Source organism: Flavobacterium sp. MR2016-29, assembly GCF_015350695.1.
In the GTDB taxonomy this organism is placed as follows: Bacteria; Bacteroidota; Bacteroidia; order Flavobacteriales; family Flavobacteriaceae; genus Flavobacterium.
In genome coordinates this window covers 149863-176836 of record NZ_JADKPU010000005.1, presented here as the reverse complement: position 1 = coordinate 176836, position 26974 = coordinate 149863, and the positions used below count along the sequence as shown (strand labels likewise).

Below are 26974 nucleotides of genomic sequence, written 5' to 3'. Positions count from 1 at the left end.
ATTATAAGTAAACAAATTTAAACCAACCAAACATTTATTATGAAAAAACTAATGACTAACTTTATTCATTGGAATGCTAACCACAGAGCAATTCCTTTGATCTTATTCTTGTTGCTGACTAGTAATTTTATTGCTGCTCAAGTAAAAGTATCAGGAGTAGTCTCTGATGAAAGAGGACTCTCTATTCCGGGTGCGAATATTTCGATTGAAGGTTCAAAAACAACTGTTTCGACTGATTTTGACGGAAAATATACAATTGACGCTCCTGCAAATGCTACTCTAGTGTTCACATTTATTGGATTTATTACAGAGAAAATACCTGTGGGAGGAAAAAAAACTATAAATGTAGTTTTAAAAACAAATGCTGAAGACTTAAAAGATGTAGTTGTAATTGGTTACGGAACTCAAAAAAGAAAAGATGTAAACAGCGCGATTTCTAGTATCAGCTCAAAAGATATTGAAAATTTAAAAGTAGTTTCTTTTGACCAAATGATGCAGGGTAAAGCTGCGGGAGTTGTCGTAAGCAGTAATTCTGGTGAGCCAGGAAGTAACGTTTCTGTAAAAATTAGAGGTGTTTCTTCTTTAACAGGAACAAATGAACCTTTGTATGTAATTGATGGTGTGCCAATTTCTGGTGATGCAAGAAATTCATCTACATCTGGACGAAATGCATCAGGAAATTCTAATTTTTCTAATGCTGGTAATATTACACAAAGCCCTTTATCACTAATTAACCCAAGTGATATTGAATCGATTGACATTTTAAAAGATGCCTCTGCAACAGCAATTTATGGTTCTCGCGGTGCAAATGGTGTTGTAATAGTAACTACAAAATCTGGTAAAAAAGGTACAGGGAAATTATCTTTCGAAAATTCTTACTCAATAAGTAATCTGCCTAAAAAATTGCATTCTATGAATTTGCAACAATATGCAATACATCAAAATGCTTTATCAGATGTTTATGATCCTACATCTAAACGTCCTGAATTTGCTCATCCTGAACTTTTAGGAGAGGGAACAGACTGGCAAGATGCTATTTATGAAACAGGAATTATGACTTCAAACCAATTGTCTTTTTCTGGAGGTAAAGAAGGTGTAAATTATTACGTATCTGGCGGTGTCTTAAATCAAGAAGGTATTGTGATAGAATCTGGTTTTAAGAGATATAATTTTAGAACAAATATTGATGCAAAGGTTAATAACTTCATCAAAGTAGGTGTTAATATCAGTGGCGCTATTACAGATGAAAAATTAACATTAAACGGCCAGTTTAACGGAGTTGTTGCTACTTCATTATTAGCGACACCAGATGTTGCAGTTAGAGAATTATCAGGTGCTTTCGCCGGACCTCCTGCTGGTGGTGCGACTTCATTTGTAAATCCGGTTGCTACTTCTTTACTAGGTTCAAATACATTAGTCAGAAAAAACTATTCTGGAAATTTCTATACTCAAATTGATTTATTTAAAGGTTTAGATTATCGTTTTGAGGCTGGCGGTTATATATATGACAATTTAGGACAGCAATTTGATCCTATGTATTCTTTAGGAAATGCAGTAAAAAGTTATGCGAATTTATATTACAGACCATCTAGCGGTAACTCTTGGAACTTAAAAAACATGCTTACCTATAGAAATACTATCGGTAAACATAATTTTACAGTTTTGGCTGTGCAAGAATCTAACAGAGCACATTGGGAAGGTTATTCTATAACAGGTTACGGATATAAAGATAATAATGATAAATCACTTGCCGCTTCAGATTTGTCTAAAGCAGTTACCAGCGGTGTATATTCTGGAACTCAAACCTTAGCTTCTTATTTAGGAAGGGTTGTTTACGATTATGCTGATAAATATTCCGTTTCAGCTGCCGTAAGAACAGATGGATCTTCAAAATTCTTTGTTGGAAATAAATGGGGCGTTTTTAGTTCAGTTGGCGGTTCTTGGAAACTTTCGAATGAGAGTTTTATGGAAGACACTAAAAAATATGTTGATGGTATTAAACTTAGATTTGGCTGGGGACAAACAGGAAACAATCAAATTGGTAATAATTTATATGATTCTAATCTGCATTTGGTTAACAGTACAATGGGAACTTCTTATTTGCCATCGAACACGCCAAATAAAGATCTGAAATGGGAAACTCAGGATCAAACCAACATTGGATTGGATTTTACATTATTTAAATCTAAACTTTCTGCTTCTGTAGATTTGTATAAAAAAGTTTCAAAAAATTTCTTGTACCAAGTGCCATTGCCAAACTACCTTTCTGGTGGTGGCGATTACGAGGGAGGAGTAAATCCGCCGTACTTTAACCTTGGAAGCATGCAAAATAAAGGTATTGAGATTACACTTGGATACACAGAGAAATTCACAGAAAATTTTTCTTGGAATGCTAATTTAAACTTTACGAAATACGAAAATGAAGTTACTAATATGGCAGGATTAAACATTGTAAAAACAATGAATACACTTGCTTATAATACAGTAACAGTTTCAAGAACCCAAGAAGGTTTGCCAATTGGTTCTTTTATAGGTTATCAAGCTTTAGGAATTTATAGAACAGATGATGATTTGTTAACTTATGGGCATTCAGATGCTACAGGCACTAAAGTAGTTTTGAAAAACGGAACCAATTCATTATTGCCAAGCTTTCAAAAAGGAGATGTTATTTATAAAGATCAAAATAATGATGGTATTATCGACTTAAAAGATTTAGTTGCCATTGGAAATCCAAACCCTAAATTTACTTATGGATTTACAAATAATTTCAAATATAAAAATGTCGATTTGTCTATTTTTATTCAAGGAACAGCTGGAAATAAGTTAATGAATTTAACTCGTTTGTCTGGAACAATGAACAGCAACTTGGGAACAAACTATCTGACAGAAGCAGCAGATTTTTATTCGCCTTCAAATCTAGATGCATCTTTGCCAAGACCATCAACTTATGATAATATCAACAATGCGATATCAACACGCAATATTGAGGACGGATCTTATTTGAGAATTCAAAATGTCACTTTAGGGTATTCATTGCCATCTGATATGATTTCAAAACTAAAATTATCAAGATTGAGACTTTATGCTTCTGGACAAAACCTATTTACGTTTACAAAATACACAGGTTATGATCCTGAAGTAGGTTCTTTTAACCAAGACGCATTACTGTCTGGTGTCGATAACGGACGTTACCCAACGCCTAGACAAATAACGTTTGGTTTTAATGTTGAATTTTAATACGAATTAATATGAAAAATATACTAAAAATAAACGGTGTTGTTGCTATGGCAATGCTGCTGTTAATCTCATCATCTTGTTCTCAGGATTTTATCGAAGTGCCTGCGGAAGGAGCGCCTACCATTGGTAATTATTACGATTCAGATACAAAATTGGATAACGCCAGTAACGGATTATACGGTATTGTATGGTTTAATATGAATAAATCGGCTTTTTATGGTATTACAGATGTAATTTCTGGTAATATGTATGCCAGTCAATACAATGATTTCGGGAAATTTACCGATTTAAGTTTTACTAATTCACAAGCTTTTATTTCTGACGCTTGGAGATCTTGTTTTGGAGCTATTGCAAATTCTAATGCTTATATTAATAATTTGCCGCAAAGTGTTGGTCCAAATGTTAGCAAGGAAGCTTTGAATAATGCTTTGGGAGAATCGCATTTCATTAGAGCTTTTTCATATTTCTTTTTGGTAAGATTATGGGGAAATGTGCCAATCATCGAAAACAATGCTGATTATTCTAAAAACTTTGTTATTCCAAGTAATCCTACTGAAGATGTTTATAAGTTTATAGAAAATGACTTAAAATTTGCTATTGCTAATTTAAGGGTTAAAAACAGAGGTGGCGATTATGCTGCAAACGCACACGTGTCAAGCGGATCAGCGAAAGCTTTTTTAGCAAAAGTGTATTTATATGAGAAAAAATATGATTTAGCAAGAGCTATGGCGCAAGAAGTAATAAACAGCGGCGAGTTTAAATTGTTAGGCGGCGATGAGTTGCCAACAAAATCTTTTGCTGATTTATTTTTGCAAAAAAATAATAACAATGAAGAGTCGATTTTTTCATGGCAATGGACAGGATCTGGAACTTACTTTGAAGGGAATTTCTCGAATACATTATTTGCTCCAGAAAACAGATTGGTTGAAACTACTTATTCAGGTCAGATAGCGCCATCGCAAGATTTAATCCATAATGTTTTTGAAAATGGAGATAAAAGAAGAATTGAAACTTTTATGCTTCCTGGAGATTTTTATCCAAATCTGACGTATGCTAAAACACTTGATGTTGATTCACCGCTTATTTTAGGATACACATTTGCATTAGAAAACGAAGCTCAAAACTCAGGTGCCGGATTGAAAAAATATGTAATCGGAAAAGAAAACCTGCCAATCACAGGGCCTTTCAATGCTCCATTTAATGGAGAAAGCAGTATGAACAGTTATATGATGCGTTATGCCGAATTATTATTAATTCATGCAGAAGCTATTTTAGGCGGACAATCAGGAAGTACTTCAGATGCAATGGCACTAAAATCGTTCAATGCAGTTCGAAAAAGAGCTGGTCTTCCTATAAAAGCATCTATTACTTTCGATGATATTTTTAAAGAAAGACGTGCCGAATTAGCTTGTGAAGGCGATTATTATTTTGACTTAGGGCGTTTGCCATTTGCAAAAGCGAAAGCGATATTAGAGGCTCAAAATAGAGGTGATAAAGAAACAGAGAAACACATTTCGATTTCTGCAACAAACCTTTTATTGCCTTATCCAGCTGATGATTTGATTAAAAATCCAAAATTGACAGAAGTAGCACCGTATACTTTTAAATAATTTTTAAAAATAAAAAGATGAAAAATATAAAAATTGTTTCGTTTACAGCATGTATAGCATGGGTATTAACCTTGCTGGTTTTTACTTCATGCTCAAATGATGATAGCAGCGCATCAGTTTATACTGGCGCGCCGGTTATAGAATCAGTATCGCCTTCAGGTTATAATGCGGATGGAAGCCTGAAACCATTAACACCGGTTACTATTGGCGATCCAAAAAACTATTATGTCATTCACGGAAAAGGATTGTTGTCAACACAAAAAATCTATTTTAATGATTTTGACACTTATTTCAGGCCAACTTTTGTAACAGATACCGATATCATTGTATTGATTGATGAAAATACACCATATGCAAATGCTTCCAATCAATTAAAAGTTGTCACAAATAGCGGAACTGCAGTTTTTGATTTTAAAGTAGCGCCTCCAGTACCAACATTTACAAGCTTTAATTATATAAATTGTGCAGAAGGTGATCAGGTAACTATTAAAGGTAAATATTTCTTAAATCCTATTGTTACGCTTGCAAAAACAGCCACAGAGCCAGAAGTTCCGGTTACTGTAATATCATCAACTCTTGAAGAGATTGTGGTTAAAATACCTGCTAATGCAAATTATCGAAATCTTGCTGTTACTAATATATCTGGAACTGCAACTTCACTTGAAGCTATAGGAACAGCTTTATATGATGATAAGTTATACGGAATGGAATGGGGCGGACCTTGGTCAGGAAAAGGAGTTAATTTCGATTTTGACGGAGATTCGTATCAAGGCGGTAAATCTTGGCAATGGGTTTTTGGTGGCTGGGATGGCGGAAACTGGGGCTTTAACGTTGATATGACACGTTATAAAGCCATGAGAATCGCTGTCAAAGGTGCTAAAAACGGTCAGGTTAACTTTAGTGTAAATGGCGGCTCAAATTATGTAATTCCGGTTACTACGACTTGGGTTTATATGGAAATTCCATTGAGCAAGCTAGGAAATCCTTCTAGCGTTACTATGCTTACGTTTCAAGAATCTAATAATGATGGCGGTAATACCGTATTGTTTGATGACATAGGCTTTGTATTAAAATAGAAAGTATCTATTTATTTTGAGTTTTGTTCAAGTATTCCCTAATCTATCCATTAGGGAATACTTTTTTAATATAATTAATTATTGAATTTTTAATAATGAAAAAAATCATTTTAGCGCTTGTATTGAGTGTTTCTGGTTTTGGCTTTAGCCAAGGAAATACACATACTCAGAAAGCAGGAAAATTTGAAGGTTTAGCGATGACACCGCCAATGGGATGGAATTCGTGGAATACTTTCGAAACAACTATAGATGAGAAATTAATAAAGGAAACCGCAGATATTATGGTTTCATCTGGAATGGCAGCCGCGGGATACAATTATATAGTTTTAGATGACGGCTGGATGACAAAGGAACGTGATGCTAATGGAGATTTAGTTCCAGATCCTGCAAAATTTCCAACTGGCATGAAAGCTTTAATTGATTATGTCCACAGCAAAGGTTTGAAATTTGGTTTGTACAATTGTGCAGGAACGCAAACTTGTGCCGGTTATCCTGGAACACGTGGTTACGAATATCAAGATGCTCGTTTTTATGCTAAACTAGGAATCGATTTCTTAAAATACGATTGGTGTAATACGCAGGGAATTACAGCTAAAGAAGCTTATACGACAATGAGCAACGCACTTAAAACGGCTGGAAAACCAATTGTCTTCAGTCTTTGTGAATGGGGTGATAACCAGCCTTGGGAATGGGGAAAACCAGTTGGAAATCTTTGGCGAATTTCTGGAGATATTTATCCTTGTTTTGATTGTGAATTTAAACATGAAGAAGGAAATTGGTCTTCTTGGGGATTTATGAAAATTATCGAAATGAGAAAAGATATCCGTAAATATTCTGGTCCGGATCATTGGAACGATTTTGATATGATGGAAGTTGGGGACGGAATGACAAATACCGAAGATAAAGCACACTTTACAATGTGGTCGATGATGGCATCTCCATTAATTGCGGGAAATGATTTTAGAAAAATGTCAAAAGAAACATTAGTCATTTTAACCAATAAAGAGTTAATTGCAGTTAATCAAGATAAATTAGGAATTCAAGGGTTTAAATATTTGACAGAAGATGGAATAGAAGTTTGGGCGAAACCCTTATCTGATGGAAACTGGGCGATTACTTTTTTGAATAGAAGCGAGGTGACGAAGAAAATCAATTTTGACTTTAAAAAGAATAGTATTAAAGATGCTGATTTTGGTTACGAAGCTGATTTTAAAAAGATGACTTATAAAATAAAAGATCTTTGGAGAAATAAAGAAATCGGAAATACTAAAAAGAATTTTGTTTCAGATCTGGCTTCTCATGATGTGATTACGTTACGATTAATTCCTTAAACCTGAATTTATGAAATCAAAAGCACTGTTTTTTACTCTTATATTGTTACTTGTGTTTGCTTATTCAAAAGCTCAATTTGTAAAACACCACGGACAGCTTAGTGTTAAAGGAACGCAGTTAACAGATCAAAATAATGAACCGATTGTATTGCGCGGTATGAGTTTTGGATGGCATAGTATGTGGCCGAGATTTTATAATGAAAAAGCCGTGGACTGGTTAAAGAAAGATTTTAATTGCAATGTTGTTCGTGCGGCAATGGGCATCGAACTCGGAACAATGTCTTACAAGAAAGAACCGAAGTTTTCAAAAGAAAAAATTGAAGCTGTTATAGACGGAGCCATAAAATCAGATATATATGTTATTATTGATTGGCACAGTCATAACATAAATCTAAAAGAAGCAAAGGAATTTTTTGCAGAGATGTCTAAAAAATATGCCAAACATCCCAATATTATATATGAGGTATTTAATGAGCCTGATCAAGAAAGTTGGCAAGAAGTAAAAGCTTACTCCGAAGAAATAATCAAAGTAATTCGGGATAACGATCCTAATAATGTAATTTTAGTAGGTTGCCCTCATTGGGATCAAGATATTAATCTTCCAGCAGCTGATCCTATTATGGGCTATTCTAATATAATGTATACAATGCATTTTTATGCGGCAACACACGGCAAAGAACTGAGGGATAGAACAGATGCAGCAATCAAAAGCGGTTTGCCTGTTTTTATTTCTGAATCTGCTGGAATGGAAGCTTCTGGAGATGGACCTTTAAATAGTAAAGCATGGCAAGAATATATCGATTGGATGGAAGCTAGAAAATTAAGCTGGATTACTTGGTCTGTTTCTGATAAAGATGAAACTTGTTCTATTCTGAAAAAATCAGCAAAATCAGAAGGAAAATGGAAAGATGAAGATTTAAAGGAAGCGGGATTAAAGGTTCGTGAGTACTTAAGAAGATATAATACTCAAAAATAATTTATATATATTAATAGTTATAAAATCTTATTCAAAATTGAATAGGATTTTTTTTAAGCTAATTTTTGACTTATCCGTCTTCTGTTTATGTATAAGTATTGAATTGTTTTTTGTAAGAATTTTGATTGTTTGAGTTAATGAGTATTTTATAATAAAGACAGTGTCTTTAAATTTGTATTTTATTTTTAAATTTTAAATTACCCCTAATTTTTATAGGGGTGTTTATTTTTTTAGACGTTTTATAATTATTTTTTATCCATTTTAGTAAACAAATTTAGTTAAAACCCTTTTATTTTATTGGTAATTGGTAAAATCTGGTTGTTGAATTTTCAAAAATAAATCGGTATTAATGTCAAATCCTGATTATTGTTAATTTAATTTTTGTAATCCATAATTCTTTCCGAAAAACATCAAAAAATTACTTTTCAATTCTTTTACTCATACAAAAGTTAATAAATTCGCTAATGAAAATGAAGAGGTTTTAGGGGGAGATTATTAGGTTTTAGAAGTGTCATATACTAGGTAACTACAGATATATAAAGATTAACTAACCAGAATCAATTAATAACTAAAAACCAATTTACACATGAAAAAAGTATTACACGTTGTAGCCGCTATGTTAACAAGTTCTTTTGCTTTTGCTCAAGATGATACTGAAACTACTGCAGTTGTACCAGCAACTACTTGGGGAGGATCAGCAGATGCGTACTATAAATATGATTTTTCAAAACAAATGAATGGATTAACGAGCTTTACCAACTCTCAAGATTCATTTGAATTAGGAATGGCTTCGATAGAAGCAGGTCATACATTCGGAAAAGCCTCAGTTTTTGTAGACTTAGGATTTGGAAAAAGAGCGGGAGAATTTTCATATAATGAAACAACAGATAAGGATATAACAGCAAAATTTTTAATTAAACAATTATTTTTTACCTACCAGATTACAGATGAATTTAAAGTTGTTGCAGGTAGTTTTGGTACACATATAGGATATGAAGTGTTAGATGCTGTAGATAATAAAAACTACAGTATGTCATATGCGTTTTCATACGGGCCATTTTTTAACACTGGGGTAAAAGCGCAATACACGTCTGGAAAGTTTACGGCGATGTTTGGTATAACAAATCCTACTGATTTTAAATCGGCTATGGATGCTGGATCAACACAAAAAACGTATATAGGACAAGTTGGGTACATTGGTGAAACAGGAAGTGCATATTTGAATTTTACATCAGGAAGCAGTAATCCAGCATCTGATGAAAATAAATCTCAAATAGATTTAGTTGCTTCAAAAACAATTAGTGATAGTTTCGGACTTGGATTGAATGCTACTTATGCTAAAACTAAAAATGATTTTGACAGCACTTTAGACGGTGAGTGGTTTTCATTAGTAGGTTATGCTAATTATTCATTTAGCCCATCATTGCTTTTAGCATACAGAGTGGAGTATTTTGATGCTAAAGATGCAGCTCCTAGTTTAGGGACATTAACTGGATCTAGTGTTTTTGCTAACACTGTTTCGTTAAATTATAAAGTTGGAAAACTAACAATTATACCAGAGTTAAGATACGACGCTGCTTCTGAAGATATCTTTTTAGATAGTGACGCGCTTCCAACAGGAGGATCATTCTACGGATTAATTGCTACAACATACTCTTTCTAGAGATAAAGATTGATATTTTTTTTTTTTTTTGGAGCTGTCGAAACATACTAATGTTTTGGCAGCTTTTTTATTTTCTTTAAGAGTGAAAGAGCAAGATGACTAAAATTTCTGAAAATAGTTTAGATAATATAATCTTTATAATCCTTCAATGTGTGGCAAAACTTTGCAGTTAATTAAATACTGTCTTAATAATTATTTCGGTCTTTACAGTTCCAAATAATCAAATTAGTCAATAAAAAAGCGCGTTTCTAAAGAATCAGAAACGCGCTTTTTTATATTTATGAAATACTATTGAATTTGTTTTTTATAAATAGAATAAATAGTATCTATTGTTTTTCTGTCTAAAGTAGCTGTTAAGTCAGTTTGAATATAATGTAATTTAAAAGCCATAATTGCAGCCGAAAGATTTTTTGTATTGTAGCCAATAATTCTTAAAGCGGGTTCAATTTTAAAATCAAATGGAGCTTCTTCTAAAACTTCGTCCGGCCAGATTCCAAATCCTTTTTCTGCTAATGTTTTCCATGGAAATAAAGAGCTTGGGTCTTGTTTTCTGCCTGGAGCGATATCTGAATGGCCTAATATATTTTGAGTCGGAATGTTATAATCTTTTTTTAATTTAGTCAAAAGTGCTACTAAACTGCTGATTTGTGTTTCTGTAAAAGGTTTAAAACCGTTATTGTCTAATTCGATGCCAATAGAGCTTGAATTAATATCTGTATTTTTACCCCACGTAGATGCGCCTGCATGCCAAGCTCTTAAATAGTCATTCAGCATTTGAACTACTTTTCCATTTTCAGAAATCACATAATGAGCGCTTACCTGAGTTTTGACTTTAGTAAACGTGTTGATTGTTTGTTTTAGAGAATCCTGAGCAGTATGATGAATAATAATAAAACTAGGTTTTCTTAAATTGAAATTTACAGTTCCAATCCATTCTGTATTTATTCCATTTAATAAAAGTGTAGATCCTGTTTTTGATAAAGTATCTTTTACGATACCCAGCTGTTGGGCATAAGTAGTGTCAATAACTACCGGACTAACAGCAGGAATTGGCTGCGGATCTTTGCTTGTAATTTGGTTTTCTAAAGTTTTAAGCTGTTGATCGTAAGCTTTTTCAGTAGCTTTATATGGATTTGTAGAGCAAGAAGTTATAATGATTGCTAAAATCACATAACAAAGGTGTTTTTTTACCATGGTCATTTACATTTTAAGATGAAGTTTAAAACACTATTCTTCAGTTTTTATTGTTTGTTCTTCTTCTTTAACTTCTTTTTGGTCTTTAGAATCTTTTTTCTTTTTTGATTTAGGCTTTTTCATTTCTTTAAAATTCGCCATAAAAGTGTTGAATTTTTCTACTTGATCCTTGTTCAAAAAAGCAATGATCTTTTTATTTGTACTTTCTCTTAATGCATTTATTTGCTCTAATTTTTGATCTTGAGAACTGCCTTCGTTTTTCAAAAGAATTCCTTGTTCTTTCATGCTGTCTGCTAAAACATTTGCAATCGCAATTGCTTGAAGTTCATCAAGATTTACCTCTGGTTTCATTTGTTCTACAATTTTTGCAGCAGTTTCTTCAGCAGGTATTTCTTTAGGTTTGCTTGGAGTACCTTGTTGTCCAGCCATCATACTTCTATCCATACCCATTCCGCCGCCTCTTCCGTAACCTCCTCCTCCGTAGCCATTATTGTATCCGCCTCCATATTGTGCTGAAGCTGAATTAAAACAGAATAAAGTGAAAACCAATAGAAAAAGTGTGTGTGTAGGTTTCATAATAGTATTTATCTAAATTGATAATTGTTTAGCGTAAATTTAAGCAGGTTCTCCGTATAAATCAAATTCTGTTGCCTCTATTATTCGGATATTAACAAATTCACCTGTTTTTACATAATGTTTAGATGCGTCAATTAAAACTTCATTGTCGACATCTGGACTGTCAAATTCAGTTCTTCCCACAAAATGAGCACCTTCTTTTCTGTCGATGATACATTTGTAAACTTGCCCGATTTTTTCTTGATTCATATCCCAAGAAATCTGAGATTGCAATTCCATTATTTCATTTGCTCTTGCTTGCTTAACATCGTCTGGAACATCGTCTTCTAATAAATAAGCGTGAGTGTTTTCTTCATGAGAATAAGCGAAACATCCCATTCTGTCAAATTTCATTTCTTGAACAAAATCTTTCAAAATTTCAAAATCTTCTTGTGTTTCACCAGGATATCCAACAATTAAAGTTGTTCTAATTGCCATTCCGGGAACTGCTGCACGAAAATCTTTTAATAATTGAGTAGTCTTAGCTTGAGTTGTTCCACGACGCATCGATTTTAAAATAGAATCTGAAATATGCTGTAGAGGAATGTCAATATAATTGCAAATCTTAGGTTCGCGTTTCATTAATTCTAAAACGTCCATAGGGAAACCTGTAGGGTATGCATAGTGCAAACGAATCCATTCGATGCCTTCTACTTTTGCTAATTCTTCTAAAAGTTCAGCAAGGTTTCTTTTTTTATAAATATCAAGACCATAATAAGTTAAGTCTTGGGCAATTAAGATTAATTCTTTTACGCCGTTTTTGGCAAGACCTTGTGCTTCTTTAACCAGTTTCTCAATAGGCTGAGAAACGTGTTTGCCGCGCATAAGCGGAATAGCACAAAAACTGCAAGGTCTGTCGCAACCTTCGGCAATTTTTAAATAGGCGTAATTTTTTGGAGTTGTAGTTAAACGTTCTCCTAATAATTCATGTTTATAATCAGCCCCTAACGCTTTCAATAGTTGAGGTAACTCAGTTGTACCAAAATATTGATCAACATTTGGGATCTCTTTTTCTAAATCAGGTCTGTAACGTTCAGACAAACATCCGGTAACGAAAACCTTATCAACTAATCCTCTGTCTTTTTTATCTGCATATTCCAAAATCATGTTTACTGATTCTGCTTTCGCGTTATCAATAAAACCACAAGTGTTTATTACGATAATGTTTCCTTCTCTTTCTGCTGGTGCTTCATGTTCAACTTCTTTTCCGTTTGCACGAAGCTGGCCCATCAACACTTCACTGTCATATACATTTTTCGAACACCCAAGAGTGATTACGTTAATTTTGTTCTTTTTTAAAGACTTGGTTCTCATACTTTTATAAATTGGAGTGCAAAATTACACTTTTTTATTCAAACACCGCCTGTTTGTCATTCTTTTAGCTGTTTTTTATGAAGATAATGTGTTGCGTCTTCTGGTGAAAAGAGCTAAAAAAAAATCCGTCAAGTGTTGACCTGACGGAAATTTTCATTCTTCTATTTTATTTCTAATTACAATTCAAATAATAAAGACAACGTAACATTGTTTAATTTGGATGAAATATTAGCTCCGTCAGTAAATCCAGTGGCAAAAAATCCTTGATTTGATTTTCTTTCTAAATATGAATAGGCTAAATCTATTTTTGTAGCTCCAAAGCTATATCCTAAACCTGCAGAATAACTGTTTAAATCTCCAATTGTAGTTCCGTTTTTGTATGGGCTTCCTTCAAAACGGTATCCACCGCGCAAGCTTAATTGCTGAATTTTGTATTCAGCTCCAATTCTCAATTCACCGTTTGATGTTAATTGATTACTGATGTCATTGTTTAACCCATTAAAACCAAGATCACTGGTTGGTTTGTATTTTGTGTTTGCATAATCTTTAATAGAGTAATCGACACTGATTAATCCTGATTTTCCAAAAACGTAAGCGCCGCTAAAAGTGAATTTTCCTGGAGTTTGTAAAGTGTAAGATTCGTAAACATTTACAACATCTGGATTTATAAATTCATTAATTGGCTGTCCGCCGTCCGCTTGTCTTGTTGTCGCTAAACTTTGTGAAACTTCATCATAAAGTTCGTACCAAGTATTAGATTCATAAGCAATACCAAGTCTGAAAGCTTCTGTAACTTTAGCAATTGCTCCTAACTGAAAAGAAAACCCATTTCCGTAAGTGTATAAATCATTATTAAAACGCAAACTTGAAATTGTTTCTTCTGGCTGTAACGGATTGCTGTTATCTTCGTAGAAACTTGTAGATCTTCTATAATCAGTAATATGCGCATTTAAGTTTGCTCCGAAATAAATTCTGTCATCATAAGAAGTAGCGATGTTAAAACTCAATTTGCTATTATATCCTCTAGAATAAATTTCATTTTCATGATAATAATTTCCGCCAGCAGGTACATTTGTTATATACTGAGTATTATTTCCTGTATCTGAAACAGGATTTATTACGTATCCTTTGTAGCCAAAATAAGCTTGTTGCTCATTGTAAAACTGATCTCTATAAGGAATACCTGTGATATCTGCTAAAGGAATTCCGTTAGCATAGGCTAAAAAGTATTTGTCAACAGAGTTTGTCGGATTTGTTCCTGCTGAAAAAACGTCATTATTGAAATTATTAGTGTTTTCATAGCTGGCGCCTAAAACAATTTTTTTCCATTTATTGTTTGGGTTATGATCGTGAAAAACAAATACACCGCCAGCTTGATTCAGGATAAAAGAATTTTCTTTATCGCTGGTTTGAGTTCCAAAATAATTAGAATTATTTTTAATCGACTCATTGCTAAAAGTAATTCCAACCTGATTGTTGTTGAAAATGGCAGATCCGGCAGGATTGACAGTTATGGCAGATAAATCTCCACCAACGGCTCCAAATGCACCGCTTAAGGCTCTGAATCTTGCAGTTCCAGTTAAATTGTCTTGCGAATATCGAACAGCATCTGATACTTCTTGAGAATGTGAGACGCTAAAAGACAGTCCTGTTATAAGTAGGAAAAATATTTTTTTCATTTGGTTAATTTTTTAATGTGATTTAACGATGTGTGAAAGATATTATCTTCTTCCACCGCCTCCGCCACCAGATCTTCCACCGCCTCCGCCACCGCCAGAGCTTCTCATGCTTCCGCCGCCGCCGCCACTGTTCATTGAGCGAGAAGGGCTAGGAGAGTATGTTCTAGAAGAATTGCTGTTGGTATTGTTGTAGCTTCTATTTGTTGTTGTAGTACCGCTTGATCTTCTGTTAGAATAATCATAGCTGTTTTGTCCTTGAGCTGTACTTCTTCTGTTGCTAAAAGTTGGGCTAGAATAGCTTCTTCCGTTTACATTAGAGCTTCTTCTGTAATCTGAGTAGCTTGCGCTTCTTCTATTGGTATTGTTGTAATAGCTGTTTCTGTTTGTAGAATAGCTGTTTCTGCCAGCATAGTTTCTGCCTGAGTAGTATGAGTTTCTTGAAGCATAGCCTCTCGATCCATAATAAGCAGCAGAGCCTCTTCTTCCATAAGTATAAGAGTAGTTGTTGTAGTATCCAGGTCCCCAATATCCAGGATATCCATATCCAGGGCCCCAATAACCAGGATATCCCCATCCATAATATGGGTATCCCCATCCGTATCCGTAACCATATCCATAATATGGGTATCCGAATCCGAATCCAACTCCCCATGACCAAGATGGGTTAGAGTAAACGTTTACGGCTACTTCAGAATTAGCGCTTCCCCAAGCTGGGTAAGCTGTTGCTTGTGCAGTCTGTGTGCTGTCGGTGTCAGAATAATTTCCATAGCTGTCTACATCTGTGAAAATTTCAGTTGGCTGACCGTCATCCTGCAGTGATTTAAAGTAATCCTTATATTGATTGTTTGCGCTTGTGGTATTTGTTTGTGCATACGTGTTTGATGAATTACTATATACTCCATCATTATCATGATAAGATGAGTTTTGATAAGAACCACACGATGCTAATAGAAAACTCAGTATTCCAATTAAGTAAAAATGACTTGAGTTTTGGCGAAGAGATGTAGAAGTTTTCATATCTGTGGTGTTTTTTATTGTTGCACATTACAAAAATAGTTAGTTTTGTCAAACTATTTAGTTAAAATTATTAAAACAAAATTTGTGCCAAACTATTCAATATGAGTAAGAACCTCACTACAAGATCAGAAGATTATTCGAAATGGTATAACGAGCTGGTTGTTAAGGCAGATTTAGCTGAAAACTCGGGAGTTAGAGGATGTATGGTTATTAAACCTTACGGATATGCCATTTGGGAAAAAATGCAGGCGGAGTTAGATAGAATGTTTAAAGAAACAGGACATCAAAATGCTTATTTTCCTTTATTTGTGCCTAAAAGCATGTTTGAGGCAGAAGAGAAAAATGCAGAAGGATTTGCAAAAGAATGTGCTATTGTAACGCATTATAGATTAAAAAATGATCCAGATAAGCCCGGAAAGCTAATGGTTGATCCGAATGCTAAATTAGAAGAGGAACTAATTGTTCGTCCTACTAGTGAGGCAATTATTTGGTCTACATATAAAGGATGGGTACAATCTTATAGAGATTTGCCATTATTGATTAATCAATGGGCAAATGTTGTACGATGGGAAATGCGTACGCGTTTGTTTTTAAGAACTGCTGAGTTTTTATGGCAGGAAGGACATACGGCTCATGCTACAAAGACTGAAGCTTTAGAAGAATCTGTAAAAATGATGAACGTTTATGCTAATTTTGCAGAGAATTTTATGGCAATTCCGGTTGTAAAAGGTATTAAGACTGAAACAGAGCGTTTTGCTGGAGCAGATGAGACTTATTGTATTGAAGCTCTAATGCAGGACGGAAAAGCATTACAGGCAGGAACGTCGCACTTTTTAGGACAAAATTTTGCAAAAGCATTTGATGTGAAGTTTGCTAATGCTGAAGGAAAACAAGAGCATGTTTGGGGAACTTCTTGGGGGGTTTCTACTCGTTTAATGGGTGCTCTCGTAATGACGCATTCAGATGATCAAGGATTAGTGTTGCCTCCAAATTTAGCGCCTATACAAGTTGTTGTAGTTCCTATATATAAAACAGATGAACAATTGGCTGACATTACTGCAGCTGTAAATGATTTAACGGCTAAACTTAAAAAGCTGAAGATTTCAGTTAAGTATGATGACAGAACAACTCAAAAACCAGGATTCAAATTTGCTGAATGGGAATTGAAAGGTGTGCCGGTCAGAATTGCTGTTGGTCCAAAAGATTTAGAAAACGGAACTTTTGAAGTTGCAAGACGCGATACGTTGACAAAAGAAGTAGTTTCTGGAGAAGGAATCGTAACTTATATAAATGACTTGTTAGAACAGATTCAAACGGATTTATTTAATAAGGCATTAGACTATCGTAATACTCATATTACGGAAGTAAATAATTTTGAGGAGTTTAAGGAAGTTTTGGAAGGAAAAACTGGTTTTGTTTCGGCTCATTGGGATGGCACTGCCGCTACTGAAGAGAAAATAAAAGACTTGACAAAAGCAACAATTCGTTGTATTCCTTTAGATGCTAAAGAAGAGGCGGGAACCTGTGTATTTACTGGGAATCCTTCTTCAAAAAGAGTGCTGTTTGCTAAGGCATATTAAAAAATTTTAATTTTTTTTGCATCAGGTATTGTACATCTTAAAAATAGTTGTATTTTTGCATCCGCATTAGAGAAGCAGGCCCGTTCGTCTATCGGTTAGGACGCATGGTTTTCATCCATGTAAGAGCGGTTCGATTCCGCTACGGGCTACTACTTTTACTGCGAATTGTTCTTGAAATACTGAGAATTAAAATGGCCCGTTCGTCTATCGGTTAGGACGCATGGTTTTCATCCATGTAAGAGCGGTTCGATTCCGCTACGGGCTACAATAATACCTCTATATTTAATATAGAAAAACTTAGAACGATAATGGTCTGTTCGTCTAGGGGTTAGGACTCCAGGCTTTCGTCCTGGTAACAGGGGTTCGATTCCCTTACAGACTACTAAAATTAGTTGTGAATAAGTTTTATAAAATAAAAATTGGTGTCTCGATTTTTGTTTTATTAGTTAAAACCAAAGTGATTGTTTTTGCAATTGTGGGAGGTTTTTCTTTTTTAACTAGTATTCTATAATAATTATTACATCTAAAATTAAAACAAAATGGCAAATCATAAGTCAGCATTAAAAAGAATCAGAAGTAACGAAAAAAGAAGAGTTCTTAACAGATATCAACATAAAACTACTCGTAACGCTATTAAAGCATTAAGATTAGCTACTGATAAATCTGATGCATCATCTAAATTATCAACTGTAATCTCTATGATTGATAAATTAGCTAAAAAGAACATCATTCACGATAACAAAGCTTCTAACTTGAAGTCTAAATTAACGAAACATGTTGCTAAATTGTAATTAATTACAATTTCCTAAATATATAAAAAATCCTCTTTTAGAGGATTTTTTTGTTTTAGAAAAAACTACAGAAAAATTTCAAATTCTAATGTATGTTGGTTTAATATCAAGCAGAGATTGGAATTTGGAATTTTATTATTGTAATTTATTGGTTGATTTTCTTTTTAAGATATTCCAGCATAGGCTGTGTAATTGGCTTTGAAAGGAAGTCAATTATTATTGGGTATTTTTTTGCTTTTGCTAAATCTTCGGGATCAATTGTTGAGGATAATACAATAACATTTACAGTATTAAATTCAGCGTAATCTGGAGAAGTAAAATGATCTAAAAACTCCCAGCCTCCCATAACAGGCATGTTTAGGTCGAGAAAAATCAGCTGTGGTTTTTTGTTTACTTTATTTTTGTTATTAGTGTATTTTAGGGTATTGAAATGATGCAGTGCTTCTTCGCCATTTTGAGCCGTAATAATTTCATTCGAAAATTCGGATTTTGAAATTACTTTTTTACATAACATTAACGTGATTGGATCGTCGTCAATGCATAGAATTTGCTCTAGCATAGGTATTAATTTTTAAATGTTATTGTAAATGTTGTGCCTTTGTTTACTTCGCTGTCTATACTGATTGTTCCTCCCATCGTTTCAACTTGAGATTTTACAAGATATAGACCTAATCCTTTGCTATCTGGGTAATTATGAAATCTTTGATAAAGACCAAAAACTTTGTCACGATTTCTTTCTAAATCAATACCAATTCCGTTGTCTTTAAAGGTTAATATCGCTTTGTGATCTATCTGTTCGGCGATAATTGATATTTTTAATTTTCGATTTTCAGATTTGTATTTTATTGAATTCGTCAGTAAATTGAGTAAAATGCTTTCGATATAGGCTTTGTTTGTGTTTAATATTGGTACGCGGTCAAATTTTAATTTAATAATTGGTTTGTGCAATTCAATTTGAAAGGAGAGCTGGCTAAAGACATTTTCGAAAACTTCTTCTAAAGAAACTTCTTCTTTTTGCATCGAAGGGTTGTCTTTAATAATAATAACTTTTACTAGATCATTTATCGTTTCATTTAATAGATGTGTTGATTTGGTAAAACCGGTTAAGATTTCTTCAAGCTCTGGATTTTCTATTGGAATATCTTCAATTAGATTTAAAAGTCCAATTAAATTAGATAGTGGTGCTCTTAAATTATGAGATGTAATGTATGAAAATTGCTTTAAATCCTTATTGTTCTGGGTTAATTCTCGAATAAGATGCTCTTTTTCTGTTTCTAATTTCTTTTCATCTGTTATGTCTCTTTGTATTGATATCCAGTGTGAAATTACTCCTTCATTATTGAAAATTGGAATCATGGAAAAGCGCACCCAATATTCTTCATTTTGTTTGGTGTAGCTGATTGTTTCTATTAAACATTCTTCTTCATTTTTTATTGCTCTTAATAGTTTTTTAAGTGCTTCTGAATCTGAATTTGTTCCTTTAAAAATTGTTGGGGATTTACCGATTATTTCATTTGATAAATAACCTGACATCTGCGAAAATGCTGGATTTACATATACGATTTTAGGAATTTTTCGATCTGCTGAATTTGCTTCTGTAATTAAAATAGAATCTTTAGATTGCGTAATTACAGTTTCTAAAAGTTTTAATCGCTGTTCTTCCTCTTTTTGCTTGGTAATATCTTGAATCGCTCCAATCATCCTGATGGCCCTTCCGTTTTCATCTTTCAATAAAAAACCTCTGTCTAAAACATATTTATAAGTTCCGTCGGCACATCTAAAACGATATTGATCCTGCCATTTTTCGGTTTTTTGCTCAATAAAAGAATATAATTTAATAGACATTCTGATGCTGTCTTCGGGGTGAATTTTGTCAAACCACCATTTTGAAGTTTTTCCAACTTCGGTTTGATTATAACCAAATACACTTTCTATGCCTTTGTTCCAATTAATGCTGTCTTCTTGTATTTTCCAATCCCAAATCGTGTCGCTTGTTGCTTTTGCTACTATGTCATATTTTTCGTTAGATTCCTTAATTTCTTCGTTAGTTTCTTTTAATTTTTTAAAAACAGTAATGTTCCTTTTTTCATTTTTAGAAACTATGTACTTGAAAAAGAGAGCAGTGGTTAGAATAAAAAAAATATCCTTTAAGAAAAAAACATAAAAGTATTTAGTGTCAGAAAAGTAAGTAATAAGTATTTTATGACAGACGATTGCCATAAATAACGATATGATAATATAAACTAGAGTAATTTGGAGAGTTTTACTTTTCATTACTTCAAATATAGTTAAATTAAGTATAAATAAACAATAAGAAAAGTTCATTTTACACTTAAATTAATGCTCATTTAGATGAACTAATTACTTGTTAATACGCAAACTATCGCAGAAACGTTTTTTATATCAAAATAAAGTGTACCTTTGCACCCATTAAAAATCACAGATGGAATCTATTAGAAACATTGCAATTATTGCCCACGTCGATCACGGTAAAACCACTTTGGTTGATAAAATTATGTATCACTGTCAATTATTTCGTGACAACGAAAACACAGGTGATTTAATTCTTGATAATAACGATTTAGAGCGTGAGAGAGGTATTACTATTACTTCTAAGAACGTATCAGTTCAATATAAAGGAACAAAAATCAATATTATTGACACTCCTGGCCACGCGGATTTTGGAGGTGAAGTAGAACGTGTATTGAACATGGCCGATGGTGTATGTTTGCTAGTGGATGCTTTTGAGGGTCCAATGCCACAAACTCGTTTTGTATTACAAAAAGCTATTGACTTAGGTCTTAAGCCTTGTGTTGTTATCAATAAAGTTGATAAAGAAAACTGTACTCCTGAAGAAGTTCATGAAAAAGTTTTTGACTTAATGTTTGAATTAGGTGCTGAAGAATGGCAGTTGGATTTTCCAACAGTTTATGGTTCTGCTAAAAATAATTGGATGTCTGATCATTGGGAAAACGTAACTGATAATGTTGAAGCATTATTAGATATGGTTGTTGAAAATGTACCTGCTCCTAAAGTTTCTGAAGGAACACCACAAATGTTGATTACTTCTTTAGATTTCTCTGCATTTACAGGTCGTATCGCTATTGGTCGTCTTGAAAGAGGAGTTCTTAAAGAAGGTATGCCAATCTCATTAGTAAAAAGAGATGGTACTGTATCTAAATCTCGTATCAAAGAACTTCATACTTTTGAAGGACTTGGTCGTAAAAAAGTACAAGAGGTTATTGCTGGAGATATTTGTGCAATCATTGGAGTTGAAGGTTTTGAAATTGGTGATACTATTGCTGATTTTGAAAATCCGGAAGGTCTAAAAACAATTGATATTGACGAGCCTACTATGAGTATGTTGTTTACTATCAACGACTCACCTTTCTTTGGTAAAGAAGGTAAATTTGTAACTTCTCGCCATATTAGAGAAAGACTTACAAAAGAGTTAGAGAAAAACTTAGCAATGAAATTGGGTGAAACTGATTCTGCTGATAAATTCATGGTTTTTGGTCGTGGAGTACTTCACTTATCTGTTCTTATTGAAACAATGAGAAGAGAAGGGTATGAGTTGCAAATTGGTCAGCCACAAGTTATCATCAAAGAAATTGATGGTAAAAAATGTGAGCCAATTGAGGAATTAACTATCGACTTACCAGAAAATCTTTCAGGTAGAGCAGTTGAGTTCGTTACTATGCGTAAAGGTGAAATGCTAAGTATGGAAACTAAAGGGGAGCGTATGATTGTAAAATTTAATATTCCATCACGTGGAATTATTGGATTGCGTAACCAATTACTTACTGCAACAGCGGGTGAGGCTATTATGGCACACCGTTTTATAGGATACGAGCCTTACAAAGGAGAAATTGCCGGACGTAATAAAGGGTCATTGATTTCTATGGAAAAAGGAAAAGCTATTCCTTATTCTATTGATAAATTGCAAGATCGTGGTAAGTTTTTTGTTGAACCAAATGCTGAAATTTACGAAGGTCAGGTAATTGGAGAAAACTCTCGTGGTGATGATATGTGCGTAAACGTAACTAAAGAGAAAAAACAATCTAACGTTCGTTCATCTGGAAATGATGAAAAAGCAAGAATCATTCCTCCAATTATTTTCTCTCTTGAAGAAGCTTTGGAGTACATTCAAAAAGATGAATATGTAGAGGTAACTCCAAAATCTATTCGTTTGAGAAAAATCTATTTGACAGAAACTGATAGAAAAAGATTTAAAATCTAATACATTTAAATTTTTAATATAAAAAACCCAAATTCCTCCCGAAATCGGATAGGAGTTTGGGTTTTTATTTTATACGAAGTTTCAGGTTTCAGTCTCCCAAGCTTAGTGCAGGAATTTTAAAATTTCTTTTATCTTTTTAAACTGAAATGTCCTTTTGTTTCCCGTCCATCCTCAAGTTTAATGGTATACCAATAATCATCTGCTGGCAAAGGGCTGCCTGAATAGGTTCCGTCCCAGCCGTTGACTGATGACGGTGTAATTTGCTTGATTAGCTTGCCGTATCGATCGAAAATAAGAATTTTTGTATTTGAATTAAAAGCGTCATTTGCTCCTTTTATATTCCAGTAGTCATTATAGCCATCATTATTCGGTGTAAAAAATTTAGGAACTCCAAGAACTGCTATAGTTTTAGAAATTGTTCCGCAACCATTTTTATCCTTAATATATAGTTCATGTATTCCTGAAGGAATATCTTCAAAGAAATTAGATTCTTGAAAAGAACCGTTAGGATCATCAATACTATACTCATAATTTCCAGACCCCGAAACATTTGCTTGAACAGTATTTAAATCAGATAAGTCTGAGATTGAAACAGAATCAAGATGCGCAATGTCAGAGGCAGTTACGTTAATAGTTCGCATTCTGCTGCATCTATTTTCGCTTTTAGTGAAAACTTCAACAGTATATTTTCCTTCTTCATTTACATCTAAAGTTTCATTAGTTTCTTCGGGAATTACGCTTCCATCTTTTGACCAGACATACGTGTAACTGCTAGAAGGTATATTGCCAATAATTCCTGCATCGAGTTTGACAAAAAAAGATGGTAAATTAGAGCAAACCAATTGGTCGCCACTCAGGTTGCTATTACTATCAATTTCAGGTTTAGGATTTACTATAAGCGTAATGTAGGATCCTAATCCAAAACAGGCATTGTCTAGATTGCTGTCTACACGTACCCAAATTTCTTGCTGGTTTGGTATTGTATTTCTGTAATTAGAAGGGTCTGCAATTGTATTCATTTCTGCTAAGGCATCAGCTTCATTCGAGTAATATTTTATGGAATAATTTGTGTTTGAAGGAAGCATTGCCTGAATATCATTTGTTACACTGCTGAAATCAAAAGATGCAATCCCGTCTTTGTCATTATTGGAATCGTCGATAAAATCATCACAGATGTTAAATGATCTTTTAAAACCAGAATTAATTTGTGTTGTTGAAACCACTAGATTTAATTGAGCAATTGAAAAGCATCCGTTTGAATTATCAACGCGTGCCCAAATAGTATTATTACTGCTAGAAAATGCAAGAGAATTTGAAATTAAGGCAACGGGATCTTTCGTGTTTGCTCCTGCCAAAGTAGTATAATAAGAAAATGTTTCATTGGCGAAATTAGATGAAATAAAACTGTTTTTCTCGGTTATATTAAAGTTCGAAATTCCGTCGGTATCATCATCACACTGAACTAGAGTAATTGGAGAGTTTAAAATAGGCAAGGCAAAAAGAATTAGCTTTACCGAGTTAGCCGAAGTTAATCCACAGGCATTGTTATTTCTATTTAATAAAACACGATAATAGTATTCATTCATTTGCGAATTTGCTTTTTGGATCGTTACAGACGCAGTTTTAGTTCCGGAATATGTTGTATTATCATTCAAATTATTCCATGTATTGCCATTATCAATGGAAAGTTGCCATTGAAAGCTATCAGCATTAGACTCAATACTGAAAGTTGCTTTTTGTAATTCGCAAACAGTTTGGTTTTCAGGTTGTTTGCTAATTAAAATAGGAGTTGCAATAATATAATTGCCATTAGGCACCGTGTAACCATCAATTTTGCTGATTACAATTCCTTTAGCGTTTACACTTACAGGTGCGTTGCCCAGTTGTCCGTCAAAATCTTGATCTGTAAAGCCAGCTTCAGTAACATCATTGCAGCCATCGTTGTCGCTGTCAATTTCTGTATAGTTTTTTATGCCATCATTATCAGAATCTGAAACTGTATATTTTAAGATGCCATTATCAGGATCTGTTTCTAAAGAATCTGATAATCCATTGGTTCCAAAAGTCAAAGTATCAATGATTCCATCTTTGTTAAGATCTGGCGCATTGCTTCCTGATTCAACCAAATCATAAATCCCGTCATTGTCACTATCCAAATCAAGATAATTTGGAATGCCATCATTGTCGGAATCTATTGGTGTTTGTGAGAATTCAAAAATTTCATCTAATCCATTTAAGTTAGAGTCAATATTAGATAAAGCTACTGGTTTTGTTTGTGATTCAATAACATCTGGAATGCCATCATTATCAGAATCTAAATCTAATTGATCGGGAATTCCGTCACCATCAGAATCTTTTGGAACACAAGTAGCAATTAACCTGAATGTTGATTTATTGCTAGCGCTGTCAAGCAGATTTTTGTGTGTGACTTTAAATGTTTTATTTTGAAAAGATTGGAATTTAAATGTTCCAGTTCCAGGCTGTAACGGAATATTACCATTTAATCGGAAGCGAATTTCGAAAGATGAAAATTGTGTAACGCCACTTTCGTAAATTCCGTCATAATTTGTGTCGATTAATAATTGATCGGTCGGATTTAGGACGGTAACAGTTTTATCAATGTCTACATTAATAATGTATTCGGAATCCGAATTTAGTAAATCAGCCGTATCTCCAGTGGTGACATATTCTAAACTAAGATTTATTGGTTTTGCAAAATTCAAATTATAACTTACAGAAAAACCTTTTCCAGCCATCACTTCGGTAACAAAACTTCCATCTGTATTTCCGGTAAAAGGAACTGCTGCAGAAGGCGTTGAATTGGTAACTGTACCTGAAAATGAATTAGAATACGTTCCTGTTGTTACCAAACCTGAATTGGAATTTGAAATATTCAAACTTAAATCTCCATAAGATTCAGTACAGTTTGTTAATCCGTCATTGTCATAATCAATGTCGATATTGTCATTTGCTAAATCATTATCTAGATTAATGGGGCATTCACTTACTGGAATTTTATCTGAAAAAACATTGCTTACGCAACCTGAGATACTTCCTCTTACTTGGTAAAAACCAGGCTGACTTGGACTGAAGTTATTTTTAATTTCACCCGGAATAACGACATCATCTTTGTACCATTGAAAAGTATCGTAAGACGACAAAGAATTGATTTTTAAAGATACATTTGGAATACAAGATGAACTGGTTAATGCAATTTTGCTGCTGACAATTTCAGGTTTCAAATCAAAACCGGAATAGTAACCCCCATAGGTAGCAGCTCCATTTGTTCCAAAATAAGAAACATATACTTGCTTAGAGGATTTGACAACTATATTTCCAGATAAATTGGGCACGTTGTAACGCACAAATGCCGGTGTTCCTTCAATTGCAAGCGGAAGAGCTGAAATCGGATTATTGTTTAACAAAATTGCGGCACCCGTTTCTGTGACAATATTTAGAAATCCGTTAAAAGTATTAGTTCCAATTGATTGTATTTGAGGAATATTATCAACCGTATTAGGAGTCGCACAATTTATAGGAGGGACAAAAAATAAGTTTTGATTGGCAGGATTTGTTGTTCCTCCAATGCTTTGATAAGCAAATACTTTAGCAGATGTTTTTACATACAAACTTCCGTTATTAAATTGGCTTCCATCAATTGCTATGTATTCTCCACTATTAAGTGTCTTATAAGAAACAGGAGAGCCATTAAGAAATATTTCTGTATTATCGTAATGTGCTACTAATAAAACGCGTTCTAATTCATCTGACCCTAGACCTTTAATAAATATATATTCATTTCCTGTTTTTTCTAATGAAACAATTTGATCGAAACCAACATCTCTTCCCCACGGAACAAAATTGCCACTTTCATTTGGTACTAGTACTGTACTGTTGCTTCCTCCAAATGAACCTGAATTTACTGCCACTGGTTTATCTGAAGTAACCAATGCACCAATTATTTTAGAACTATTTGATGCAGTATTAACAGCATTATAATTTTTTAGTGCAAGTACATAGCTTTCGTTTTTGTTTAGGGTAACATTTATTGGTCCCGAAATAATTGTTCCGTCTAAAAGCTGAGTGCCATTTTGAATATTTGAAATGCTAACTTTAGTTCCGTTTTCAGTAGCCATTATAGAAGTAAAGTTCAATAATGTTTCATCATAAAGCGGATTTAACATTGCGCCTAATCTAAAAGTTGTACCCAGGGCACTGTTTCCTTTAGAAACTAAACCTCCTGCATGATTATAGCCTCCCTGCTGATTAGCAACCGCATTGACTCTTGCACTTACGTAAATAAGATCTTCAGCTTCAATAATATAGCCTCGGTTCGCTACAATTCCAATATTTTCTAAAGGAGTAAATAATTGAGTGTCAGTTCCTTTTCCGATAAAATATTGATAGGGAGTAGTACTGTTTACGGTTCCGTTAATTACATTCCCTCCATTGGCTATGATTTTAAAATTTACATTGGAAAGACTTGGAGTAGAAATGTATAAATATTGATCTTCCGCGCCTCCTTTAGTAGAAATTAATGGTGGTATGTAATGTGTCTTGCTAAATTGTGAAAAACAGTTTATTGTGCAAAACAGGAATAGCAAGAAATGTAATGTTTTTTTCATTAGCTTTAGTAATGGAGATATCATGA

17 protein-coding genes and 3 tRNA genes are annotated in these 26974 nt (G+C 33.7%); 12 read left to right on the top strand and 8 right to left on the bottom strand.

The features are described 5' to 3' along the window. Window positions 1–39: 39 nt before the first annotated feature. From IR010_RS13135 to IR010_RS13110, 6 genes are all read left to right on the top strand, one after another. Complete coding sequence (locus tag IR010_RS13135; RefSeq protein WP_194569998.1) at window positions 40–3237, top strand: SusC/RagA family TonB-linked outer membrane protein; 3198 nt, start codon at window positions 40–42, stop codon at window positions 3235–3237. Between the two features lie 11 nt (window positions 3238–3248). Continuing rightward, entirely contained in the window at window positions 3249–4847 is a 1599-nt protein-coding gene (locus tag IR010_RS13130) for a RagB/SusD family nutrient uptake outer membrane protein (protein ID WP_029272755.1), read from the top strand. A gap of 17 nt (window positions 4848–4864) precedes the next feature. After that, complete coding sequence (locus tag IR010_RS13125; RefSeq protein ID WP_194569996.1) at window positions 4865–5923, top strand: hypothetical protein; 1059 nt, start codon at window positions 4865–4867, stop codon at window positions 5921–5923. Between the two features lie 95 nt (window positions 5924–6018). Beyond that, window positions 6019–7254 carry a glycoside hydrolase family 27 protein gene (locus tag IR010_RS13120; protein ID WP_194604431.1) on the top strand — a complete coding sequence of 412 codons (1236 nt, stop codon included), beginning with the start codon at window positions 6019–6021 and terminating at the stop codon, window positions 7252–7254. A 10-nt stretch (window positions 7255–7264) separates the two neighbouring features. After that, window positions 7265–8230, top strand: coding sequence for a glycoside hydrolase family 5 protein (locus IR010_RS13115; RefSeq protein WP_194569992.1), 966 nt, complete (start codon window positions 7265–7267; stop codon window positions 8228–8230). A 586-nt stretch (window positions 8231–8816) separates the two neighbouring features. Further along, window positions 8817–9893, top strand: coding sequence for an outer membrane beta-barrel protein (locus IR010_RS13110; RefSeq protein WP_029272759.1), 1077 nt, complete (start codon window positions 8817–8819; stop codon window positions 9891–9893). 288 nt (window positions 9894–10181) lie between these two features. Here the strand turns inward: IR010_RS13110 and IR010_RS13105 are convergent, their stop codons facing one another. The 5 genes from IR010_RS13105 to IR010_RS13085 form a co-directional block, all read right to left on the bottom strand. After that, window positions 10182–11087 carry an N-acetylmuramoyl-L-alanine amidase gene (locus tag IR010_RS13105; protein WP_029272760.1) on the bottom strand — a complete coding sequence of 302 codons (906 nt, stop codon included), beginning with the start codon at window positions 11085–11087 and terminating at the stop codon, window positions 10182–10184. 33 nt (window positions 11088–11120) lie between these two features. Next, window positions 11121–11663, bottom strand: coding sequence for a hypothetical protein (locus IR010_RS13100; protein ID WP_194569990.1), 543 nt, complete (start codon window positions 11661–11663; stop codon window positions 11121–11123). A 39-nt stretch (window positions 11664–11702) separates the two neighbouring features. After that, window positions 11703–13016, bottom strand: coding sequence for a 30S ribosomal protein S12 methylthiotransferase RimO (rimO, locus tag IR010_RS13095; RefSeq protein WP_029272762.1), 1314 nt, complete (start codon window positions 13014–13016; stop codon window positions 11703–11705). 176 nt (window positions 13017–13192) lie between these two features. Continuing rightward, window positions 13193–14695 carry an OmpP1/FadL family transporter gene (locus tag IR010_RS13090; protein ID WP_194569988.1) on the bottom strand — a complete coding sequence of 501 codons (1503 nt, stop codon included), beginning with the start codon at window positions 14693–14695 and terminating at the stop codon, window positions 13193–13195. Between the two features lie 42 nt (window positions 14696–14737). Further along, entirely contained in the window at window positions 14738–15712 is a 975-nt protein-coding gene (locus IR010_RS13085; RefSeq protein ID WP_194604428.1) for a hypothetical protein, read from the bottom strand. A 101-nt stretch (window positions 15713–15813) separates the two neighbouring features. Here IR010_RS13085 and proS point away from each other — a divergent pair, with 101 nt between their 5' ends. The 5 genes from proS (at window position 15814) to rpsT (ending at window position 18083) form a co-directional block, all read left to right on the top strand. Then, window positions 15814–17292, top strand: coding sequence for a proline--tRNA ligase (proS, locus tag IR010_RS13080; RefSeq protein ID WP_194569984.1), 1479 nt, complete (start codon window positions 15814–15816; stop codon window positions 17290–17292). A gap of 77 nt (window positions 17293–17369) precedes the next feature. Further along, window positions 17370–17441: transfer RNA gene (locus tag IR010_RS13075), tRNA-Glu, on the top strand. 44 nt (window positions 17442–17485) lie between these two features. Next, a tRNA-Glu gene (locus tag IR010_RS13070) sits at window positions 17486–17557 on the top strand. A gap of 45 nt (window positions 17558–17602) precedes the next feature. Further along, window positions 17603–17674: transfer RNA gene (locus tag IR010_RS13065), tRNA-Glu, on the top strand. Between the two features lie 157 nt (window positions 17675–17831). Further along, window positions 17832–18083, top strand: coding sequence for a 30S ribosomal protein S20 (gene rpsT / locus IR010_RS13060; RefSeq protein WP_173966087.1), 252 nt, complete (start codon window positions 17832–17834; stop codon window positions 18081–18083). 145 nt (window positions 18084–18228) lie between these two features. Here the strand turns inward: rpsT and IR010_RS13055 are convergent, their stop codons facing one another. Continuing rightward, window positions 18229–18642, bottom strand: a complete 414-nt coding sequence (locus tag IR010_RS13055; protein WP_194569982.1) for a response regulator — start codon at window positions 18640–18642, stop codon at window positions 18229–18231. A 5-nt stretch (window positions 18643–18647) separates the two neighbouring features. After that, window positions 18648–20303 carry a PAS domain-containing sensor histidine kinase gene (locus tag IR010_RS13050; RefSeq protein ID WP_228515162.1) on the bottom strand — a complete coding sequence of 552 codons (1656 nt, stop codon included), beginning with the start codon at window positions 20301–20303 and terminating at the stop codon, window positions 18648–18650. 223 nt (window positions 20304–20526) lie between these two features. On the opposite strand from IR010_RS13050, the gene typA reads away from it, so the two are divergent. Then, window positions 20527–22323 carry a translational GTPase TypA gene (typA, locus tag IR010_RS13045; protein WP_029272769.1) on the top strand — a complete coding sequence of 599 codons (1797 nt, stop codon included), beginning with the start codon at window positions 20527–20529 and terminating at the stop codon, window positions 22321–22323. A gap of 128 nt (window positions 22324–22451) precedes the next feature. Here the strand turns inward: typA and IR010_RS13040 are convergent, their stop codons facing one another. Continuing rightward, a complete protein-coding gene (locus tag IR010_RS13040) occupies window positions 22452–26948 on the bottom strand; it encodes a T9SS type B sorting domain-containing protein (RefSeq protein ID WP_194569981.1) in 4497 nt (1498 codons plus the stop codon). Window positions 26949–26974: the final 26 nt, after the last annotated feature.

Coding starts and splice junctions, on each gene's coding strand:
- IR010_RS13130 (WP_029272755.1), top strand. CDS start 3,249: ATGAAAAATATACTAAAAATAAACGGTGTTGTTGCTATGGCAATGCTG.
- IR010_RS13135 (WP_194569998.1), top strand. CDS start 40: ATGAAAAAACTAATGACTAACTTTATTCATTGGAATGCTAACCACAGA.
- IR010_RS13115 (WP_194569992.1), top strand. CDS start 7,265: ATGAAATCAAAAGCACTGTTTTTTACTCTTATATTGTTACTTGTGTTT.
- IR010_RS13085 (WP_194604428.1), bottom strand. CDS start 15,712: ATGAAAACTTCTACATCTCTTCGCCAAAACTCAAGTCATTTTTACTTA.
- IR010_RS13055 (WP_194569982.1), bottom strand. CDS start 18,642: ATGCTAGAGCAAATTCTATGCATTGACGACGATCCAATCACGTTAATG.
- IR010_RS13110 (WP_029272759.1), top strand. CDS start 8,817: ATGAAAAAAGTATTACACGTTGTAGCCGCTATGTTAACAAGTTCTTTT.
- proS (WP_194569984.1), top strand. CDS start 15,814: ATGAGTAAGAACCTCACTACAAGATCAGAAGATTATTCGAAATGGTAT.
- typA (WP_029272769.1), top strand. CDS start 20,527: ATGGAATCTATTAGAAACATTGCAATTATTGCCCACGTCGATCACGGT.
- IR010_RS13050 (WP_228515162.1), bottom strand. CDS start 20,303: ATGGCAATCGTCTGTCATAAAATACTTATTACTTACTTTTCTGACACT.
- IR010_RS13100 (WP_194569990.1), bottom strand. CDS start 11,663: ATGAAACCTACACACACACTTTTTCTATTGGTTTTCACTTTATTCTGT.
- IR010_RS13105 (WP_029272760.1), bottom strand. CDS start 11,087: ATGGTAAAAAAACACCTTTGTTATGTGATTTTAGCAATCATTATAACT.
- rpsT (WP_173966087.1), top strand. CDS start 17,832: ATGGCAAATCATAAGTCAGCATTAAAAAGAATCAGAAGTAACGAAAAA.
- IR010_RS13125 (WP_194569996.1), top strand. CDS start 4,865: ATGAAAAATATAAAAATTGTTTCGTTTACAGCATGTATAGCATGGGTA.
- IR010_RS13040 (WP_194569981.1), bottom strand. CDS start 26,948: ATGAAAAAAACATTACATTTCTTGCTATTCCTGTTTTGCACAATAAAC.
- IR010_RS13120 (WP_194604431.1), top strand. CDS start 6,019: ATGAAAAAAATCATTTTAGCGCTTGTATTGAGTGTTTCTGGTTTTGGC.
- rimO (WP_029272762.1), bottom strand. CDS start 13,016: ATGAGAACCAAGTCTTTAAAAAAGAACAAAATTAACGTAATCACTCTT.
- IR010_RS13090 (WP_194569988.1), bottom strand. CDS start 14,695: ATGAAAAAAATATTTTTCCTACTTATAACAGGACTGTCTTTTAGCGTC.